This is a genomic window from Siminovitchia fortis (genome assembly GCF_003605365.2).
GTDB classification, from domain to species: domain Bacteria; phylum Bacillota; class Bacilli; order Bacillales; family Bacillaceae_C; genus Siminovitchia; species Siminovitchia fortis.
This window is the reverse complement of the sequence record NZ_QYTU02000009.1, coordinates 72346-93714: the sequence shown is the minus strand read 5'-3', so window position 1 is coordinate 93714 and position 21369 is coordinate 72346. Positions and strand designations below refer to the sequence as shown.

Sequence of the window (21369 nt, the reverse complement as noted above, 5' to 3'; positions counted from 1 at the left end):
CACCAGTTCACACTGGTGGTTTTGATTAATGTTTTTTTCACTTGCGCATAAAGGCCGCTAAATGTATAGTAATTCTATAAGATTAATACGAAAAGGGCTATCAGGAGTGAGAATGTTGATTCAACTGGAAAACATTTCTAAGATATATAGACGCAATGGTAAGGAGACACAAGCTTTAAAGAATGTCAGTTTGCATGTGAACAAAGGAGATATATTTGGAGTGATCGGCTTTAGCGGTGCCGGCAAAAGTACTTTGGTACGTATGGTCAACTTTCTGGAAAGTCCGACTTCGGGCAGTGTCCTGATAGATGGCAAAGATTTAAATTCCTTTTCGCCTAAAGAGCTTAGACAAGCACAGAAAGATATAGGAATGATATTCCAGCACTTTAACTTGCTGAATTCCAAAACGATTTACCATAATGTTGCACTTCCGCTCGTTCTCGCTAAAGAAAAAAAGCAAGTGATTAAGGACAGGGTAATGGAGTTGCTTCGCTTTGTAGGCCTCGAAGACAAAGCCCTCAACTATCCTAATGAGCTATCCGGCGGTCAAAAGCAGCGTATTGGAATCGCTCGTGCACTGGCCACAAACCCATCAATACTTTTATGTGATGAAGCGACATCTGCTCTCGATCCCCAGACGACAGACTCTATATTGAAGTTGTTGCAAAGGATCAATCAGGAATACAACATCACTATCATGATTATTACCCATGAAATGAGCATTATCCAAAAAATATGTAATCGTGTTGCTGTAATGGAGAATGGGGAGATCATTGAAGAAGGGGACGTTCTTGATGTATTCGGAAACCCGCAGCAAAGAGCAACAAGGAACTTTGTCCGCACAGTTATTCCGGATGAAGTGCCTGAAAGTGCCTTATCGAACTTTAGCCGTACGCCTGGCAGCCGTCTGTTCAAGTTGAAATTTAATGAAACAGCTAACCTTGCCATAAATCATGTCATCCGCCATCTTGATGTAACCGTCAATTTCATTTATGCCACAATGAACGAAATCAAGGATAATTCAGTCGGATATATGATTATACAATTAGTGGGAAATAGCACAGATGTGGACAAAGCGGCCGACTATCTACAAAAAGAAGAAATCAAAGCAAAGGAGCTGTTTGACTGATGCTTTCCACTGCTGTTACATTCGATCAATTTCTGCAAGCGATGATCGATACATTTTATATGGTCGGGTTTTCTTTACTGATTGGATCGATTATTGGCCTGCCGTTGGGAATATTACTTGTTGTTACACGTCCGGGCGGCATCATTGAGAATAAAGTTTTCTATAACATTGTCAACCCGGTAATCAATGCGTTCCGGTCGCTGCCCTTTATTATTTTACTTGTAGCCATCATCCCATTTACGCGGCTGATTGTCCACACATCCATCGGAACGGCTGCGGCAATCGTACCGCTCATCATTTATGTTTCGCCATTCATTGCCCGGTTGGTAGAAAACTCCATACTAGAAGTCGATGATGGTATCATTGAGGCCGCCAGATCAATGGGGGCTTCTCCGATGCAGACGATTTGGCATTTTTTGCTGCCGGAAGCATTAGGCTCACTTATTTTAAGCTTAACCACTGCAACGATCAGCTTGCTGAGTGCAACTGCCATGGCCGGCGCGGTTGGCGGAGGAGGAATCGGGGATTTGGCCATCAGTTATGGTTATGAAAGATTCGACTCAACCATCATGCTCATCACAGTCATCGTATTGATTATTCTAGTCCAGCTGATGCAGTCTATCGGCAACTGGCTGGCGGCGAAAGTGCGCAGAGAGGGCTGATCCCATGACCGCGGATACTTCTTCTATAGCCAACTGGCAATTCACCGATTAAAATACCGGTAAACTAGAACTAAAGAAATCCGCCATTAGAGGCGGATTTCTTTAGTTCTATCTAATTTCTTCCGGGATAAACCAATAATCGTCTTTGTTATGCTCTTTCATATACGCTTTAAATTCATCGGATTCATAGGCTGCTTTTACAGCTTTTGCCCAATTTGTATCTTTATTTTTCTCGTCAACCACCGCAACCAGTTCCAAATCCTTCAGAATATCTTCTTGCAGCAAAGTTGTCGAAGCATCCAAGCCTGAAGAATATACAATGCTGCCGGGAATGACTCCGTAATCCAAGTCATTCATAGCTCTTGGAATTTGTGCAGAATCCATTTCCCGAATTTCCAAGTTATACTTATTTTCCTCAATATCATTCTTCGTAGCCTTTACTAACTCTACGCCGTCCTTCAGTTTAATAAGCTCAGCTTTTTGAAGAAGTGCATAGGCCCTTGCCGCGTTGGACGGATCCTTTGGTATACCGATCACATCACCTTCCGCGACATCGTCAAGTGACGTCTTTCTGCCGGGAAAAATACCTGCCGGCACGGTAGGGATCGGGGTAAGCTTAGTTAAGTGTGCCCCTTTTTCCTTATTGAAGTTCTCATAATAAGCTGTATGCTGATCTACGTTCAAATCAATGGAGCCTTCATCCAATGCGATATCCGCTTGTAATAGTTCTGTGAAATCAGTCAGTTCCACTTTGTAGCCCTCATCCTCCAGGATAGGTTGGATGGCATCCTTGAATAATTCACTATAGGGGCCTGGTGAAGTCCCGACCTTTATGGTCTGCTTGTCTTTTCCTCCCTCATTTGCTTTATCCGAGCCGCATGCAGCCAAAAAAAGGGTGAAAAGGGTGAATATGGTCAATAACTTTAAACCTTTCATATTAGTCTCTCCTCTTTTGTACTTTAAAACATAGTTATCAGCTAAGTTTTATGTGAATTATGTATATAGTAACTTGCCCCTCAAAAAAAGTCAATGCGAAAGAACCTCCAACTCCTTAGGAGCATTTTCCTATTTACTGGAATTTCGTTATAATGATGATAGAGACGTTTAAGGAGGTATACCATCGGAATGGGGAACAGCAATTTCCAATTTCTTTCCGGCAAGTGGGCCATCTTGGCCAACCTGGGTGAAACGGCGGAAAGAAACGTCTTTATAGATCCAAACACTACATTGATGAAACTTCGCGTTTTTGCAGAGACGTTAACCAAATATGTATTGGCATATGAAGAAATAAAAGAAACATATGATACAAAACAAACGGACCGCATCCATGCTTTGAGAGCAGATGATCTGATCACCAAGGAACTGGAAGAGATTCTCGATACGATCAGAAGAAAAGGCAATAAGGCGATGCACGAGGGGTATGGATCCCAGAAAGAAGCGGAAATTTTGCTGCATATGGCTTTCAGACTTGCTGTCTGGTTCATGCAAGTGTACGGCGATTGGGATTTCAAAGAGCCGGAGTATCAGAACCCGGTTCCGGTTCAAACAGTTGATCAAAGTGAACTGGAAAAACTTTCGACGGCCTACGAAGAAAAGGTCCGAAATCTGGAAAACGAGCTGGAACGCCTTCGCCAAGAGCAGCTCTACGTGTCTGATCAAGAAAAGCTTCAGCGGAAAAAAGATGCCAAAAAATATGGCAGCGATCTTAACCTGACAGAAGAGGAGACGCGAGCAAAAATCGATGAGCAGCTGCGCTCGGCGGGATGGGAAGCCGATACGGAAGAACTGCGTTATTCTAAGGGGACCCGCCCTGAAAAGGGCAGGAACCTTGCGATTGCGGAATGGCCTCTAAAGCAGGGTTTCGCGGATTATGCGTTGTTTGCCGGCTTGGAGTTCGTCGGCATCGTTGAGGCGAAAAGACAAAGCAAAAACATCCCATCTGATATAGAGCAGGCGAAAAACTATGCGCGCCTGGTTGAAAAGAAGGATGGAGAAATCATTCATCAGCCATATGGGGATTACTTCGTTCCATTTTTATTTGCAACCAACGGAAGGCCTTACCATAAACAGGTGGAAGAAAAGTCAGGCATCTGGTTTCTTGATGCCAGAAAGGCGACGAATCATCCGCGTCCATTAGAGGGGTGGTACACGCCGCAAGGTTTGAAAGAATTATTGAAGCAGGATATTGGCCAGTCCAATCAAAAACTTCAGGACGAGCCTCTTGATTATTTGAATTTGCGCACCTACCAGGAAGATGCTATTAAGGCTGTGGAGCGTGCCCTTGAAAATGGAAAGCGAGAGATCCTGCTCGCAATGGCAACAGGGACGGGGAAAACGAGGATGGCCATCGGTTTGATTTACCGCTTGGTCAAGCACAGCCGGTTTAAACGAGTTCTGTTCTTGGTGGACCGGACAGCACTCGGTGAACAGGCGGAAGCAGCGTTCAAAGATTCAAAACTGGAAAACTACCAATCTTTTACACAAATATTTAATTTGCAATCTTTAAAAGACACTAATCCTGAACCTGAAACGAAAGTGCAGATTGCCACTGTGCAGGGAATGCTGAAAAGGCTGTTTTATGCCGAAGATGGCAACAAACCGACTGTCGACCAGTATGACTGTATCGTCGTGGACGAGGCGCACAGGGGGTACACGCTGGACAAAGAAATGTCCGAAGTGGAAATGCTGTTCAGGGATCACAAGGAATATGTCAGCAAATACCGCCAGGTGCTGGACTATTTCGATGCGGTAAAAGTTGGGCTGACAGCAACGCCTGCGTTACATACAACAGAAATTTTCGGAACGCCTGTTTTTACTTACTCTTACCGCGAGGCGGTTGTCGACGGCTGGCTGATCGACCATGAGCCTCCCTATCAATTTGAGACGGTGCTGAAGAAAAACGGAATTCGCTGGGCCGCCGGCGAGTCGGTGGATGTCTATAATACGCTGACGGGTGAGGTTGAAACGGAACTGCTGGAAGATGAAGTCAATATTGATGTAACGAATTTCAATAAAAAAGTGATCACCGAAAGTTTCAACCGGGCAATTTTGGCGGAGCTGGCCAATTATATTGACCCTGCCAGCCTTGGCAAAACACTTATTTTTGCGGCAACGGACGATCATGCCGATATGGTGGTACGGATATTAAAAGAAGAGCTGGAAAATGTCCACGGACCGATTGAGGACAATGCTGTGATGAAAATTACCGGATCGGTCAAAGATCCGTCCCAGGCAATTAAGTTATTTAAAAATGAGCGGCTTCCGAATATTGTCGTCACAGTTGATCTTCTGACAACAGGCATAGACGTGCCGGAGATTACGAACCTGGTCTTTATCAGGCGCGTGCGTTCGCGGATCCTTTATGAACAGATGCTGGGCCGTGCGACAAGGCGTGCCGATGATATCGGAAAGGATCACTTTTCCATTTATGATGCGGTTGGCATTTATGAATCATTGAAGCCGTACACCACAATGAAGCCGGTCGTGAAAAATCCAAAGGTGACGGTCCGGCAATTGGTTGAGGAGCTGGAACAGCTTGATGGCAAGGCTAAGGCGCAGCATAAGGATGAGCTGATCGCAAAAGTGCAGCGCAGAAAACAGCGCTGGCAGGAAAAGGATCATGAAGATTTCAAGGTGCTGTCAGGCGGCCAAACGATCGATGAATTTATCCATTGGATGAAACAGGCTGATGCCGTAGAGGTAGTGGAAAAATTTAATTCCAACCAAAACCTCCTTCAATATTTGGATGAAAATCGGGGAAGGCCGGTTCTTCAGTATATTTCCACCCATGAGGATAAGGTTGAAGCTGTCACCCGCGGGTATGGGAACGCAGACAAGCCGGAGGATTACCTGCAGAGCTTCCAGAAGTTTATAAAAGATAATATAAACTTAATCCCAGCCCTGAATGTCGTTTGTACGCGCCCGAATGAGCTGACGCGCAATCAATTAAGGGAACTGAAAATCACTTTGGACCAAAAAGGTTTTACGGAAAAAGGCTTGCAGACCGCGTGGCGCGATGCAAAAAATGAAGAAATCGCAGCGGATATTATCGGGTTTATCCGGCAGCAGGCATTGGGTGACCCCCTCATCGATCATGAAGAACGGATCAAAAATGCCATGAAGAAAATTTATAGCATGAAAGCTTGGCCGAAGGTACAGAAGTCGTGGCTTGAGCGGATTGAAAAGCAGTTGCTGAAAGAATCCGTATTGGGGCCTGACCCGGAGCAGGCTTTTAATGTCGAACCGTTCAAAAGCCGCGGCGGGTACAAGCAGCTGAACAAGATTTTTGACGGGGAATTGGACAGCATCGTAAATAGAATCAACTCATCCTTATACGTTAGTGATGAAAAGGAGCAGGCATAAAGTATGGGCAACCAACAGATTGTACAGAAGCTATGGAATTTATGTAATGTACTGCGTGATGACGGCATTACTTACCATCAATACGTGACAGAATTGACGTATCTCTTATTTTTGAAAATGATGAAGGAAACTGGCAGCGAAGGGGCAATCCCGGAGAATTACCGCTGGGATTCTCTGACAAGCCTCCATGGAATTGATTTAAAAACGCATTATCAAAAGCTTTTGATCGATTTAGGCAACGAAAGCAATGATATTTTAAAGCAGATTTATGCGAATGCGCAAACGAATATTGATGAGCCGAAAAACTTGGAGAAGATTGTCCGCTCAATTGATGAACTCGATTGGTATAGTGCAAAGGAAGAGGGACTGGGTGATCTTTACGAAGGTTTGCTGGAAAAGAACGCAAGTGAAACTAAATCGGGTGCCGGGCAGTATTTCACACCGCGTGTGTTAATTGATGCGATTGTGAAGCTTGTGGATCCTCAGCCGGGCGAGCGCTGCAATGACCCGGCGGCAGGGACATTTGGTTTCATGATTGCCGCTGACCGCCACATCCGCAAGCAGACGGATGATTATTTTGATCTCGGGGAAAAGGAAGCAGAATTCCAGAGGTACAAAGCTTTTTCCGGGGTGGAACTGGTCAGGGATACCCACCGTCTGGCCTTGATGAATGCGATGCTGCATGATATTCAGGGAGAGATTATGTTGGGGGACACGCTGTCCGATTTAGGGAAGGACTTGAAAAATTTCGATGTGATCATGACGAATCCTCCTTTCGGGACGAAGCAGGGAGGCGAGCGCCCGACGCGTGATGATTTGACGTTTACGTCAACGAACAAACAGCTGAATTTCCTTCAGCATATTTATCGAGCATTGAAGCCGGACGGCAAGGCAAGAGCGGCGGTTGTGCTTCCAGATAATGTCCTGTTTGAAAGCGGGGTGGGAGCAAAGATTCGGGAAGACTTGATGGATAAATGCAATCTGCATACCATCCTGCGCTTGCCGACCGGGATTTTCTATGCGCAGGGTGTGAAAACGAACGTCCTTTTCTTCACCAGAGGCAAGACTGATATAGGCAATACAAAAGAAGTTTGGGTATACGACCTTAGAACAAATATGCCGAGCTTTGGAAAGCGCACTCCGTTAACGAAGAAGCATTTTGAAGGCTTCATGGACGCATACAAAGCCGAAGACCGGACAAAAGTGAAAGACGAGCGCTTCAACGTCTTCACCCGTGAGGAAATCCAAAAGAAGGACAACAGCCTTGACATCGGCCTTATCGCTGACGAATCCCTGTCCATATACGAAAACCTTCCAGACCCCATCGACTCCGCCGAAGAAGCCATCGCCAAACTCGAGCAGGCCGTTGGGCTACTAACCGAAGTCGTCGAAGAACTGCGTGCAATCGAAGCGGGGAACAGCGGCGAAGAAACCGGAAAAGTGGCAGAACTGGCAGGAGTGAGCGGCAATGAGTAAGACAAAAAAGAAGCAGAAAACAATGGAAGAACTGCTCGAAGAGGCCCTGGTGCCGAAGGAGGAACAGCCTTATGAAGTGCCGGGGAATTGGGTGTGGGTTAAATTAATCTCTACAAAAGATACTAAGGACAATAGTTTTGGAGATGGGGATTGGATATTAAGTAGAAACATAGACCCTGATGGTGAAGTTAGATTAATCCAATTATCGGATATTGGAAAAGGAGAATTTCTCGACAAATCATCTAGGTATATATCATTAGAAACATTTAAGGAATTAGGATGTACGGAAATTTTTCCTGGCGATATTTTAATATCGAGGATGGCCGATCCAATAGCTAGAAGCTGTATCATACCTGACATAAAACAAAAGCTAATAACAGCAGTTGACATTGCCTATCTTAGACCGAATGAAACTATTGTTGGAAAAGAATATTTAAATTATCTTTTTAACTCAACTTTTTTTAGACAACAGGCTGAAGGTATAGCAAGAGGGACTACTAGGTTAAGAATTACACGTAAGAATCTGGGCAACTTACCAATTCCTCTCCCTCCCAAAAAAGAACAAAAGCAAATTGTCGTTAAAATTGAACGCCTTTTAAATAAGGTTAACGAAGCGAAACGGTTGATTGAGGAAGCAAAGGAAACGTTTGAGCACCGGCGGGCGGCTATTATTAAGTCAATATTACAAGAAAGGGTAATCAATGATAAAGTTCCAAATGGATGGAAGAAAGTAAAAGTTAAAGATATATTTAATATTTTTGGAGGAGGAACACCTCGCAAATCTAATAAAGATTACTGGAATGGGACAATTCCCTGGATTTCAGCAAAAGACATGAAGGCAATGTACATCACAGAGACAAAAGATTATATTACGGAGCAAGGATTAAATAATTCATCAGCCAAACTTGCAAATAAGTATTCCGTAGCCATGGTAGTAAGAAGTGGGATCTTACAAAGAACCCTACCTGTAGCATATTTGCTTACAGAGTGCACTGTAAACCAAGATTTAAAAGTTTTTGATTCCGGAGATAAGTTAATAAATAAATATTTCTTCTGGTATATAAAAGGTAATGAAAAAAGCTTATTAAATAAATATTCAAAGTCAGGAACAACCGTTAATAGCATTGAATTTGAAAGGTTTAAATCGCATGAAATTCTCCTCCCTCCTGCGGAAGTAATAGAGGAAAAAATTGGAAGGTTGGAAAGTCTCATACAGAAAGAAAAAAAGGTAAAAGAATTAGTTGAATTAATTAATCAAATAGAAGTCCTGAAAAGTTCCATCCTCTCAAAAGCCTTCCGCGGGGAGCTCGGCACAAATGATCCTGCTGAAGAGAGTGCCGCTGGGTTGTTGAAAGAGGTGCTTGAAGAAAAAATCTGAATCAATCTTCAGTTTTAGCGAAAATGCTGTATAGATTGGCACACAATGGTGTCACTACCTGATTAATGGCGGTTTTCGGGTAGTGACAGCTTTATGATGGGCCCGGTGAAATATACGCAGGAAGAAATCAAATCAGTGAAGGTGTGACCTAAGTAGCTGCTGAATTTTTTCAATATTACCAATATTTATTTCTTAAAACCACAGATTTGACATTCAATAATTTCTGATTTAGAATTTACCCATAAATACGATTAACGTAATATATTACGATATTCGGAAAGGAGAGGGATAAAATTTAAAAAGTAATCTTTTAATGGTAATTGGGTTGGAGGTCATTCCGGCATATGAAAGGGCTTGCACTTTTAAAGGAATGGGTAAGTTATAATAGACAGCCTTATACAATAAGAGAACTTTCCGGGAGTTATTAGAGCTAACATGCAATCGAAGAAATGACAGAAGCAAAGCCCGTTGTGTGGAATCAAAATTTTAATACTAAAAAGGAGACGATAAAATGACTGACAGTGCAGAAACAACCGATGTAAAACAGGCAACAAATGCGATGAGAATTGCACTTTCATTAAAACGAAATGGCGTAAGATATATTTTTGGGCAAAGTAATCCTCCAACTGTCACACTTGCATGCTCAGATATCGGAATTGAACAAATTGGATATAGACAAGAAAACTCAGGAACGTACATGGCACAGGCTTATGCAATGTGTACAAACACAATCCCGGTTGTCACCGCACAGCATGGGCCGGCAGCCACATTATTAGTTGCCGGACTCGCAGAATCTTTAAAAGCTTCTTATCCGGTTGTTGCCCTTGTCGAAGAAGTATCCAGAGAAGAAGAAGAAAAAAATGCCTTTCAAGAGATTGACCATTTGGAACTGTTTAAAGGTGTTGCTAAATGGATTAAAAAAATCCCGATTCAAGAAAGAATTGAAGATTATGTTGACATGGCATTTAAAATCGCTGCAAGCGGAAGACCGGGACCAACCGTTTTATTGCTGCCGAAAGATATTATTACCGATACAAAAGAATACCCAATTAATGAAACAAGAAGCCAAAATTCAGGAGTATTCCCGCTTGATCGAACTACAGCAGATTCAGCAAAGATAGATGAAGCAGCTGACCTTTTAAGAGAAGCGAAACAGCCATTTATTTATGCTGGCGGCGGTGTTGTTTCATCTGGAGCCCTTAATGAAATAAGGGAATTACAAGAAGAGTGTTCGATACCCGTTGCGACTACTACCATGGGAAAAGGATCAGTCGATGAGGAACATCCATTAACCATGGGCCCAATTGGTTATTATATGGGAAAAAGAGGGGTCAGCAAACATTTAAAACCGATGGTTCAAGAAGCCGACGTCATTCTATTAGTCGGTAACCGAACAAACCAAAATGGAACGGACAGCTGGACCCTTTTGCCAAAAGAGGCTAAATATATTCATATTGATATTGATCCGGTTGAAATCGGGCGAAACTATGAATCCCTCAGACTTGTTGGCGACGCAAAATTAACCCTTGCTGCCTTAAAAGAAAGCTTATTGAAAAAAGGCGTTCAAAAAAGAACTGAAACGCGGGAAAGTGTGGAAAAGCGTATTCAATTGTCCCGAGAAATGCACAAAGAGGATATGAAAGAAATCTACTCAGCTGAATCCGGAAAAATAAAAGTGGAAAGATTTTTATATGAAGTAGAAAAAAGATTAGATGATGACCATATTGTTGTGGCAGACGCCAGTATTTCATCCGTTTGGAATGCAAACTATCTTAAAGCCATCAAGGACAGAAAGTTTATCTTCCCAAGAGGGCTTGCAGGATTAGGCTGGGGGTTACCAATGGGGATGGGTGCTAAAATTGCCAATCCTGATAAAAAAGTATTCTGTCTGGTGGGAGATGGCGGATTCGGACATGTCTGGAGTGAGTTGGAAACTTGTAAAAGACTTGGTATTCAGGTAGTCGTGGCTGTTATTAATAACGGAATTCTTGGTTATCAAAAATATGCCGAAACAGCAATGTTCGGCCGATATACAAATATTTGCGATTTTTCATTTGTTGATCATACCCAGATTGCTGCAGGATGCGGTATTAAAGGCATCAAAGTCGACACCATTGAAGATATCCCGGCAGCCCTTGATGAAGCGTTCCAATCCAATGAAACCGTCGTGATTGATCTGCTCAGTGATCCGAATAATATACCGCCGGTTGGGGTAATGGATGCAATAAATAATTAAAAAAGGAGAATGAACATTATGGGAAAATTAACAGGTAAAGTAGCGGTAGTAACAGGTGCTGCACGCGGAATTGGCCGTGCCTATGCATTAAGATTGGCACAATTAGGCGCAGACGTGGGTGTAATTGATATCGATTTAAAATCTTATCAACAATTCGCAGGAGAGAGTATTGGTGAACAGTACGAAACCGTTGTAGATGAATTAAAAGCATTGGGGGTAAATGCTTTTGGTACGGAAGCTGACATTTCAAACCAAGAGCAGGTCCAAAAAGCCTTTCAAAAAATTGCGGAAAATCTGGGCGAAGTCGATATTTTAGTAGCGAATGCCGGCGGCGGCTCAGGTTCAGTTCTTGGAAATAAAGCTTCTGAAATGGATCCCGAACAATTACAAACCGTTTTACAAAGAAACCTTTTCGGAACGATCCATAGTGTGGCAGCCGTCGCACCGGGAATGAAAAAGAAAGGTTACGGTAAGATTGTAACCGTCACTTCAGTCACTGGTTTACAAGCAAACCCTGACGGGTCTTATTCTCACTATGCTGCTACCAAAGCAGCCATTGTAAACTATACAAAATATTTAGCTCAGGATTTGGGCCCATATAATATTACAGTCAATGCGATTGCACCAGGGTACATTGGAACCGGCCGATTAATCGAACAGTTTGAACAGGCTGGTGTTGAAACCTATACGAGCCAAACAGCATTGAAACGACTGGGGACACCAGAAGATTGTGCAAATGTTATTGAGTTTTTAACAACCGACCTGTCCGATTATGTTACCGGATCCGTGCTTGATGTAACCGGAGGGGTTTTGAGGTAAGCTTCCGAAGAGAGAGTGGCATGGCATACTGGTAAATGCATATGCCCCTCTCTCTTTAATTCAAACACCTGATTGTAACTTCAGGGATTTTTCCCTAAAAACAAGGGGGAGTATTTTTGAAAGCGTTAGTCAAAACGAAAGCAGTGAATGAATTTAAGATTGAAGAAAGACAAATTCCGATTCCTGAAAAAGATGAAGTATTGATCAAGGTGGAATATTGTGGGGTTTGTGGAAGTGATCTGCATGCAGCCAGTCATGCCGAAGGCTACGAATTTGTACCAAAACCGATTATTTTAGGGCATGAATTATCCGGATATGTCGCAGAAATGCACTCGGAATCCAAGAATAAAGATTTATTGGGTTCACGTGTTGTAGTTGAGCCGGGGGTATCTTGCAATACATGTGAGCAATGCCTTAGTGGAAGAAAAAATATTTGCTCGAATCTCAGAGTGTTAGGCTTACATTTTGATGGGGGTATGGCCGAATATGTAAAAGTGAAGGCCGACAGTCTCCATCAAATACCCGCGACACTCCCTTCAAATATTGCAGCATTGACCGAACCAATGTCCGTTGCGGTACATGCCGTTCAAAAAGTTGCAAATGTTAAAAAGAACCAAAATGTATTAGTTCAAGGCTGTGGAGTTATTGGTTTTCTTGTTGCGTTTGCTGCTAAAAACCGTGGTGCCAATGTAACCATTTCCGGGCTTAAAAAAGACTGGGATCATCGGCTCAGCCATGCCGAAAGATTTGGTATTGAAACCGAGTTTGCAGAAGACAAATCCGCTAAAGGGAAAGATTTTGATATTATTTTTGAATGTTCAGGTTCTCCTCTCGCTGCTGAATCAGGTGTGTTCAGATTGAAAAAAGGCGGAACCTATATATTGGTAGCTTTATATGAACAAGAAGTAAGGTTTCCTGTCAACATTATGGTTCGGGGAGAAATTAAGATGTTATCAAGCTACGGCTATGTTCGCAATGATTTCCAAGATGCTATTCATCTATTAAATGAATATCAGGAGCAATTAAAAAGTATTATTTCTGCTTATCCATTGGAGGACGGCTCATTTGCTTTCTTGGATGCGAAACAACAGAAAGTATTAAAACCTGTTATAAAAATGCAATTATGAATCGGGTAATGACATTGGTTGTAAACGAATACAACATTTCTCCTGATGCTTTTTCCTGACCTTATTGTTTACCCGTGAAGCTGTGGGGAAAAACGCGGGAAAGACTGGTCTCTTGTCAGAAGAACAATAATTTCTATTTTTGAAAGGGGTATATGAAAATGGGTTTTGTTAATACAGTAACAGGAAAAGTTAATATTGAAGATCTTGGTTGTACACTTGTACATGAACATCTTCTTCTTCGATCGGAAATGGTTACATTTCAATTCCCTCACTTATATGATGAAGAGGCACTTTATCAAAAGGCTGTAGATGGAGTAAAGGCCGTAAAAGCGCAGGGGGTAAAAACAATATGTGATCCGACTGTAGCCGGGATGGGCCGTGATGTCCGATTCCTGGAAAGGGTATCCCAAGAAACAGGAATGCAAATTATCACAGCAACCGGTATTTATTCTTTTACGGAAATTCCGGCACATTTCCAAAACCGCGATATTGATTATATGACTGAAGCATTGATTCATGATATTGAAGTGGGGATTCAAAATACGTCCATTAAAGCAGGCTTTTTAAAATGCGCTGCGGATGCCGAAGGAATTACCCCTGATCTGGACAAAGTATTTCGTGCAGTGGCACGTGCACAAAAAAATACAGGCGTGCCGATTATGACACATTCCCACCCTGCAAGCGGCAACGGGCTTAAGCAATTGGAAATCTTCATAGAGGAAGGGGTTAATCCAAAGTCCATTATGATTGGCCATACAGGTGATACAGATAATCTTGATTATATCCATCAAGTATTGGACAGCGGCGCATATATTGGTGCAGATCGTTTTGGCCAGCCGCCTTTGGAGTTCGCAAAAAGATACAGTACACTTCTTGAACTCTTAAGGCAAGGTTACGCAAATCGTATTTTTCTTTCCCAGGACTATTGTTGCAGCATTGACTGGTATACCGATGAACAGGTCAATCAAATGGTTCCGGATTGGTCCATTGAATTTCTATTGGGTGAAGTGATTCCGCAACTGCGGAAAGAAGGGGTAACCGAAGAGCAGATATATACCATCATGCATGAAAATGTAAAGCACTGGTTTGAGGGTAAATAATTTCGCTATATAATGATCAGCCTTTTGTATTGAGTATGCACACTCTGATGCATATTAAATATACAAAAGGCTTTTCTTTAGCCGACAGGAAAGTAGAACTTCTATCGCCCTTCGAATCCATTTTGCTGATGTTTATGATTCTCGACTTCCCCATTCCATTCAATTATTTTTGTACATATATTTAGTGTAGGTGATATAATTTTATACAAATAGCTTTACCATCATGGGATGTTAATAGCAAAGGGCTTCGAGGGGTGTTTGGATGAATAAAAATAAAGGATCCTTGGTGGCTGAAAGAACTTTAAAAGCGCTAATGTTATTTTCGAAGAAAAAGTATCTTTCGGTTGCAGAAATAGCTGCTTCCTTAGAAATAAGTTTACCTGCTGCATATAGACTGGTGGAATCTTTAAATAATACGGGATTTATTAAGCGAGAACAATCAAAAGAATACTCCCTTGATGCACCAAATATTTTACAATTATACAATATGGTTGAACAGGACCTTAGAGAGGTCGCGCGTCCAATTATCAAGAAATTAGCGAGTGAGCTTAGGGAGTCTGTTTATTTAAGTGTTGTTCACAGTGATAATTCCTATTATTCATTTATAGAAGCGGAAGACAGTCCTTCAGCGGTAAAATGGAGCGAAAATATAGGAAAAGTATATTCACTTTCCACCGGCACGGCAGGCAAAACGCACTTGGCTTATATAACAAAAGACTTTAGCGATTCAGATAAAGATGCCTTCATTTCGAAGCTGGAATTAAAAAAGTATACGGAAAATAGTTTGGTCAGCGTAGAGAAATTAAAAAAATCATTAGAGAAAATATTAAATGACGGTTACTGCTATACGAAGGGTGAGCATCTTCAGGGGGTAGTGGGTATCTCTGTTCCGGTTTTTAACTTTCAAAGAACCAATGTTGTTGCGGTTTTAAGTACATTTATGCCGGATTCACACTTTGATGAAAGTGAATTAAAGAATTATGTTGCACATTTAACTGCCGGGGCAAATGAGATTGGCAACTCAATCCCATAATCTTGGTTTCCGTGATGTTATTTGCACCCAATAACAAACTTTTCCTCCCCCAAAAGCCAGCAAAATTCCAACACGCATGCACCAATCCCTTGATTTCAGAACCCCTCCACAAAAAAGGCGACAAAAGCGGCAGCTGCAGGTGATGGCTTGGCACCATCGTTTTCAATAAAAGGGGTTGGTTGATCAGACATCGGCTGACCGGAGAGCGATCAGGTGTTGAAAGACGGGGTTCGGATGCACATGTCAAGAAAGACAGCCCCCTGCCGGGGAAGGTCCAGTGAGCTGTCCCAGTCCGCCAGCTGAGCTGGCCAGTTTTACCAGACCAATACCATAGACTACTACAGAGACTACAACAGAGATAAATATATATACCCTTTTTCCAAGGCAATTGCTTCAAAAAAATTCTTTTTTCCAAGGGTGTCCCTTTTCAAAGAATTCCCCTATAAAAAAGTTGACAGCATTGGTTGGTGCAGTCGGTGGCTTGTTGTTCGGCTTTTCAAGGATTAAATATTCATAATTTCAACTGGGGGAAAATGACGCACATACATATTACGAGGGGGAACGGATATGTTCACTGTCAGGGAAATTGAGCCTCTTGGGGAAAAAATGACCCGCCATGGTCCGCATTGTGAAGAGGCGTGGCGGGTTCTGTTACTTACCTTATCAGGATGATCTGGTACGCCTAAATAAAAAGATACCGAACCCTCCGACCAAAGGAGTTGTGACAAGTAATGAAATGATAATCTTCCGAGCCTTATCCATTGGAAATCTGTTTGACAGATAGATTTCTTCTAATCCGCCGCCTTCGCAAGAAATGCGATCAAAAACTGTATAATCACCATCAAATAACAAAACAGCTTCTTTTCCTTTGATGTCAATGGCCGTCCGTTCTTTCTCCAACTCAATCAGTTCATCACCTGATTTGCATTGCACCCCTTGAATGTCAAGACTGGCAGGTGCCCCCCAAACCTCTAGAGTTTTACCTGCTTTCATTTGAGAAAAAGTTTCACCCGGTTTGATGACCTGATTGGAAAAAGTACCCGGAGACTGTGCTTTTTTATATATCATCCATGAAGCAAAAGGTCCTGTAATGAAAAATGTTATACATGCCAAGCTAAATAGAGTTGCCGTTTTCTTTATCATTTGATCCATCCTTCCATTTTTTAGATAATACGCACACTCAGTCACAAAGTTTCATCTGTGGCAAAGTATTGAGACACTTTTTTATTTACGGTTTCGGATATTTGCCGGACGCCAGGGTAATGTAAAAGTATCAGTTGCAGTATAATCGATGGCATTAGTAATTATTTTATCAACGAGTTTGACGGAAGCATTTTGACATGAAAAGGTATTCATCTTTTATTCAGTCGCTCGACATTTTAAGTGATGCACAAAAGGAATGGCTTTTGAAAATTTTACCTTTTCGGAGAAATATGATATTAGACTGGATTTGAGGGGAGGGAAATTATTGTGAGCAATGTTCACACTCTTTTAGTTGTTTGGCAAAATGCAAAAAGCCGATTGTATTACCATGTAGGAACTTTGTCATTTTATAATGATCATTATGAATTTATTTATACAAATTACGGGTCTGGACATAGAAAACTTAAGGATGCTTTAAAAAATGGCTATATGTTGCACCCTGCGTTTCCAGATGCAAATAAAACATATCGATCAAAAAATCTGTTTGCAGCATTTGACCGCCGTTTGCCTTCTACTGATCGCTCTGACTTTAAATCCATCATGATTGATTTAGGTTTGAATGAGCACTCTACAAAAATGGACTTGTTACAGCAAACACGCGGACGATTGGCGAACGATACTTATTCTTTCGAACAACCACTTCGTCTTGGGAATGATGGAAAGCTATACACTAGCTTTTTTGTCCATGGTATGCGGCATCGTAATCTTCCTGCCCAATGGTCAACATGGTTGAGTTTCCGTGATCCATTGAAGCTAGTACAAGAGCCTACCAATGAATTTGACCCCAATGCGGTAGGCATTTATACACAGGGTGGTAAACATTTGGGATATGTTCCCGGCTTTTATAGTGAGGCAATTTATTCATTATTGGAGAATAAAGCGGAACCCTCTGTTAAAGTCGCGTATATAAACGAACTATCAACCCCGAATTGGTGGCTTAAAGTAGACTTTGAATGTAAGGTACCATTTGTCGAAAGTATCGCTTCCCCAGAAGTATTATCAGCAATGCAATAAATTTGGAAATTTGTAAATAGCCCGTAACTCTATGAATGTATAGATTTACGGGCTATTTCATTTATATAATAAGATCAAAGGTCAGCCAGTGAGAAAAATAAGGAGATCTCCATGTTTTCAATAAACAAATTTACTGTCAAAAACACCAATACAATCGCACTGATTCTTACCGCAGTATTAACGGCCCTTGCTAGTGAAATTAAAGTCACTCCCTTCGGCGGGGAGGCTTTTCGTTTTGGATTGGGGAGTATTGCTTTTTTTCTGCTTATTCTCATTTGGCCCCCGGCATCTCTCATACGCACTGGTTTCGTTACAGGGATCGTGGTCATATGTTTTCGTATTGCAGAGGATATATTTCTATTTGAAGTGTTTGATTGGACAAGCATAAGAAGTCACTTGCCCGCTTTTTTATATTATTTTATATTTGCACTGGGCTTACATGTCATTAAAGTTGATAGGTACAAAACTACTCCGCTTATTTTAGGCGCTTGGGCTGTTTTATTTGAATTTGTCGGCAATGGTGTCGAACAGCTTACCCGGCATTGGATGCAGGGCCAAGTAAATTTAGACTTGCAGACTTGGGCCTTGCTGGGAGGGGTGGCCATCATCCGCAGCTATTTTGTAGTTGGATTATATAGCTCCATAACAGTTTCGGAACAAAGGAAACGTATGCAGGAGATGCTTGAAGTAGGCTCTGAGTTATATGCTGAATCCCTCTACTTGGAGAAATCAATGAATCATATCGAACGTATTACTGCCTCAAGCCATGATTTATATAGGCATTTAAAAAAGAAAGAGCTGCATCAATTAAGCGCTCAAGCCCTGCATATTGCTCAAGAAATTCATGAAGTGAAAAAAGATTCACAGCGGGTTTTATCAGGGATTACGAAAATAACCGAGCGAAAAAGAAATCATATTCTTCTTCTGTCGGATGTGCTGAACCTCGTTGTCTCGGCAAATAAGAAATACAGCGAGCTGTTAAAGAAAAATATTACCTTTCATGTAAATAGTTCAGTTGACTTTGAAACAGATCAGCAAATGCCGCTTCTTGCCCTATTGAATAACCTGACAGCCAATTCCGTTGAAGCTATTACAAATAAAGGTGAAATTCATATTAAACTATTTGAAGAATCAGCGTACACTTGTTTCGTTATAAAAGATTCCGGCAAAGGTATTCCAAAAGAGTACGCATCTACGATCTTTGAAACAGGATATACTACAAAATACAGCGATCAAGGTGTTGCTGCGACTGGGATCGGCTTATCTCATGTAAAAGAGATTATCCATGCGCTTGAGGGGAAAATTGAATTGGAATTCCCGGAGAAGGGTGCTGTTTTTCGAATCCTTATCCCGACCAAAAATATCCGAAAGCGAGTTGAATAAAACTGCGTTATTTTATTGTAGATGATGATAAAGCAAGCAGAGCAATGTTGAAGAACATTATAACGGAATGTGATCTTGGAGTTGTTATAGGTGAGGCCAAAAGCGGGGCCGAATGTCTTTCGTCCATCCTTGCCGTGCATCCTGACGTTGTTTTAATTGACTTATTAATGCCTGGACTGGACGGAATTGAAGCAATTGAACAGCTGAGAATGAAGGGATTCCAAGGTCAATTTATTATGATCTCCCAAATCGTAAACAAGGAAATGGTTGGCGAAGCTTATGAAAAAGGGGTCGAATTTTTTATTCATAAGCCCATTAACCGAATAGAAGTACGGAGTATTTTAAAAAGAGTAGCAGAACAATTTCAATTAAGAAATTCATTACTCGTAATCAAGGAATCTTTGGGTCAAAGTGAATCAGCAACAACGAGACAGCAAAGCGTAAAAGAGATCGTTTTGTCGATATTGAATGATATGGGCATCATCGGAGAGTCCGGCAGCGATGATATTATATCGATGATGGAAATCCTCATATATGAAAATGAAGGAGTTATCCAATTGCCGCCGTTAAAAAATTTATATGAATCCATTGCGGCCAAGCCGGGCAATCATAACTTGAGCAGCAAAGCCATTGAACAGCGGATTCGCAGAATCATTTTAACAGCTGTCAATAATTTAGCTTCTTTGGGGTCGATTGATTACACAAATCCTGTGTTTGAATACTATGCACCCCGTTATTTCGACTTTCAAGTAGTAAGAGATCAAATGATCTCTATTCAGGAAGATCACAATGAGCCGAAAAAGGCCAAAGTGAACATAAAGAAATTTCTTCAAGCGCTGTATCATGACACAATAGAAAAATATAACGATAAATAGTGTAGGATTCCCTAGGATTCGACAGGTCACCCGTAAAATAATCATAACGCTATCTCATTGGAAGCGATTACTATGGGAAAGGGTGACTTTATATAGATGAAGAAAATTAAACTTACTCTGGCATCTCAAATACTTATTGGATTAATACTGGGAATTATTGTCGGGGCCATTTTTTATGGAAACCCGGCCGTGGAAACATATCTGCAGCCAATTGGTACTATTTTTATAAACATGATTAAAATGATCGTAGTACCAATCATTATTTCTACTTTAATCCTGGGTGTTGCCGGAACAGGCGACCTCAAAAAATTGGGGAAACTTGGCGGGAAAACACTCATTTACTTTGAAGTTGTTACAACGATTGCGATTATCGTTGGTATATTATCTGCAAATATTTTCAAACCGGGTGTAGGTTTGGACATGTCGACACTTTCCAAAGGCGATATCGACCAGTATGTCCAGACGACTAAAGAAGTGCAGAGTGAAAGCCATGGTATTTTGGACGTTGTTGTAAACATTGTGCCGAGCAATGTGATCCAATCGATGGCTGAAGGAGATATGCTTCCCATTATCTTCTTTTCTGTCTTATTCGGTTTAGGGATTGCGGCGATTGGCGAAAAAGGAAAACCTGTGCTCGCCTTCTTTGAAGGCGTAGCAGATGCCATGTTTTGGGTGACAAACTGTATTATGAAGTTTGCCCCATTCGGTGTATTTGCCTTAATTGGTGTATCGGTGTCAAAATTCGGTTTGGAATCATTAATTCCACTTGGAAAATTAATGATTCTTGTCTATTTAACGATGCTCTTTTTTATTGTTGTCGTGCTTGGAGGAATTGCCAAGCTGGTTGGCACAAATATTTTCCACATCATCAAAATATTGAAAGATGAGCTCCTTTTGGCCTATTCAACTTCCAGCTCTGAAACCGTATTGCCAAAGGTGATGCAGAAAATGGAAAAGTTCGGATGTCCAAAGGATATTGTGTCTTTTGTAGTTCCGACCGGCTATTCCTTTAACTTGGATGGATCCACATTATACCAAGCACTTGCAGCGCTTTTTATTGCCCAAATGTATGGGATCGATTTAAGCATGACGGAACAAATTACCCTTGTATTGGTATTGATGCTGACATCCAAAGGAATTGCCGGTGTACCGGGAGTTTCGTTTGTTGTATTGCTGGCAACTTTGGGAACAGTAGGAATTCCGCTAGAAGGACTCGCATTTATCGCCGGAATTGATAGACTTCTTGATATGGCACGCACGGTTGTGAACGTTGTAGGCAATGCATTGGCTACAGTTGTGATGTCTAAGTGGGAAGGCCGGTTTGATACTGAAAAGAAAGAGAGCTACCGCTCATCTGTTAATGAACTTGCAGAAAATCAGTTTAGTTAAAGAGGCCTGGCAAAGATGTGAATGATTGATAGTGAGGCAGCAGTTAACCAAAGCCTCCCCCTATACAAGAACGGGGGTTCAGGCTTTGGTTTTTCCACATTCTGCAAAACCTTTCCCATCCTTTGTCACCCCGACAATTTCAGATAATAACAAATAATTATTCTAATCTATAAAAGGCTCAAA

Annotated in this window: 16 protein-coding genes; 14 read left to right on the top strand and 2 right to left on the bottom strand. The window is 41.6% G+C overall.

The annotated features are described in order from the left end of the window. Positions 1 to 115: 115 nt before the first annotated feature. Together D4N35_RS06325 and D4N35_RS06320 are read left to right on the top strand one after the other, a co-directional pair. Complete coding sequence (locus tag D4N35_RS06325) at positions 116 to 1129, top strand: methionine ABC transporter ATP-binding protein (protein ID WP_120071568.1); 1014 nt, start codon at positions 116 to 118, stop codon at positions 1127 to 1129. Then, positions 1129 to 1791, top strand: coding sequence for a methionine ABC transporter permease (locus D4N35_RS06320; RefSeq protein ID WP_120071566.1), 663 nt, complete (start codon positions 1129 to 1131; stop codon positions 1789 to 1791). Before D4N35_RS06325 ends, D4N35_RS06320 begins: the two co-directional genes overlap by 1 nt. Before the next feature lie 108 nt (positions 1792 to 1899). Here D4N35_RS06320 and D4N35_RS06315 read toward each other — a convergent pair whose 3' ends face one another. Continuing rightward, on the bottom strand, positions 1900 to 2727 hold the full coding sequence (locus D4N35_RS06315; protein WP_120071564.1) for a MetQ/NlpA family ABC transporter substrate-binding protein: 828 nt from the start codon (positions 2725 to 2727) through the stop codon (positions 1900 to 1902). Positions 2728 to 2916: 189 nt separating this feature from the next. On the opposite strand from D4N35_RS06315, the gene hsdR reads away from it, so the two are divergent. From hsdR to D4N35_RS06275, 8 genes are all read left to right on the top strand, one after another. Continuing rightward, on the top strand, positions 2917 to 6153 hold the full coding sequence (hsdR, locus tag D4N35_RS06310) for a type I restriction-modification system endonuclease (RefSeq protein ID WP_120071562.1): 3237 nt from the start codon (positions 2917 to 2919) through the stop codon (positions 6151 to 6153). A 3-nt stretch (positions 6154 to 6156) separates the two neighbouring features. Continuing rightward, positions 6157 to 7629 (top strand): class I SAM-dependent DNA methyltransferase, encoded by a 1473-nt coding sequence (locus tag D4N35_RS06305; protein ID WP_120071560.1) that lies wholly within the window; start codon positions 6157 to 6159, stop codon positions 7627 to 7629. Then, positions 7622 to 9007: a restriction endonuclease subunit S gene (locus tag D4N35_RS06300; RefSeq protein ID WP_164876301.1), complete on the top strand. Its 1386-nt coding sequence runs from the start codon at positions 7622 to 7624 to the stop codon at positions 9005 to 9007. The genes D4N35_RS06305 and D4N35_RS06300 overlap by 8 nt, the downstream gene beginning before the upstream one ends. 511 nt (positions 9008 to 9518) lie before the next feature. Beyond that, a complete protein-coding gene (locus D4N35_RS06295; RefSeq protein WP_120071558.1) occupies positions 9519 to 11243 on the top strand; it encodes an acetolactate synthase catalytic subunit in 1725 nt (574 codons plus the stop codon). A gap of 18 nt (positions 11244 to 11261) precedes the next feature. Beyond that, positions 11262 to 12062 (top strand): SDR family NAD(P)-dependent oxidoreductase, encoded by an 801-nt coding sequence (locus tag D4N35_RS06290; protein WP_208646275.1) that lies wholly within the window; start codon positions 11262 to 11264, stop codon positions 12060 to 12062. 116 nt (positions 12063 to 12178) lie between these two features. Continuing rightward, entirely contained in the window at positions 12179 to 13189 is a 1011-nt protein-coding gene (locus D4N35_RS06285; RefSeq protein ID WP_120071556.1) for a zinc-dependent alcohol dehydrogenase, read from the top strand. A gap of 158 nt (positions 13190 to 13347) precedes the next feature. Next, complete coding sequence (locus D4N35_RS06280; protein ID WP_120071554.1) at positions 13348 to 14289, top strand: phosphotriesterase family protein; 942 nt, start codon at positions 13348 to 13350, stop codon at positions 14287 to 14289. 262 nt (positions 14290 to 14551) lie between these two features. Then, positions 14552 to 15322, top strand: coding sequence for an IclR family transcriptional regulator (locus tag D4N35_RS06275; protein WP_120071552.1), 771 nt, complete (start codon positions 14552 to 14554; stop codon positions 15320 to 15322). A 663-nt stretch (positions 15323 to 15985) separates the two neighbouring features. Here the strand turns inward: D4N35_RS06275 and D4N35_RS06270 are convergent. Next, positions 15986 to 16465 (bottom strand): hypothetical protein, encoded by a 480-nt coding sequence (locus D4N35_RS06270; protein ID WP_120071550.1) that lies wholly within the window; start codon positions 16463 to 16465, stop codon positions 15986 to 15988. Between the two features lie 327 nt (positions 16466 to 16792). Between D4N35_RS06270 and D4N35_RS06265 the strand changes: the two genes are divergently transcribed. The 4 genes from D4N35_RS06265 (at position 16793) to gltP (ending at position 21186) form a co-directional block, all read left to right on the top strand. After that, entirely contained in the window at positions 16793 to 17539 is a 747-nt protein-coding gene (locus D4N35_RS06265) for an HIRAN domain-containing protein (protein ID WP_120071548.1), read from the top strand. Positions 17540 to 17650: 111 nt separating this feature from the next. Then, positions 17651 to 18922, top strand: coding sequence for a sensor histidine kinase (locus tag D4N35_RS06260; RefSeq protein ID WP_120071546.1), 1272 nt, complete (start codon positions 17651 to 17653; stop codon positions 18920 to 18922). Between the two features lie 2 nt (positions 18923 to 18924). Then, a complete protein-coding gene (locus D4N35_RS06255; protein WP_120071544.1) occupies positions 18925 to 19797 on the top strand; it encodes a response regulator in 873 nt (290 codons plus the stop codon). Between the two features lie 96 nt (positions 19798 to 19893). Continuing rightward, positions 19894 to 21186: a glutamate/aspartate:proton symporter GltP gene (gene gltP / locus D4N35_RS06250; RefSeq protein ID WP_120071541.1), complete on the top strand. Its 1293-nt coding sequence runs from the start codon at positions 19894 to 19896 to the stop codon at positions 21184 to 21186. The last annotated feature ends 183 nt before the right edge of the window (positions 21187 to 21369 follow it).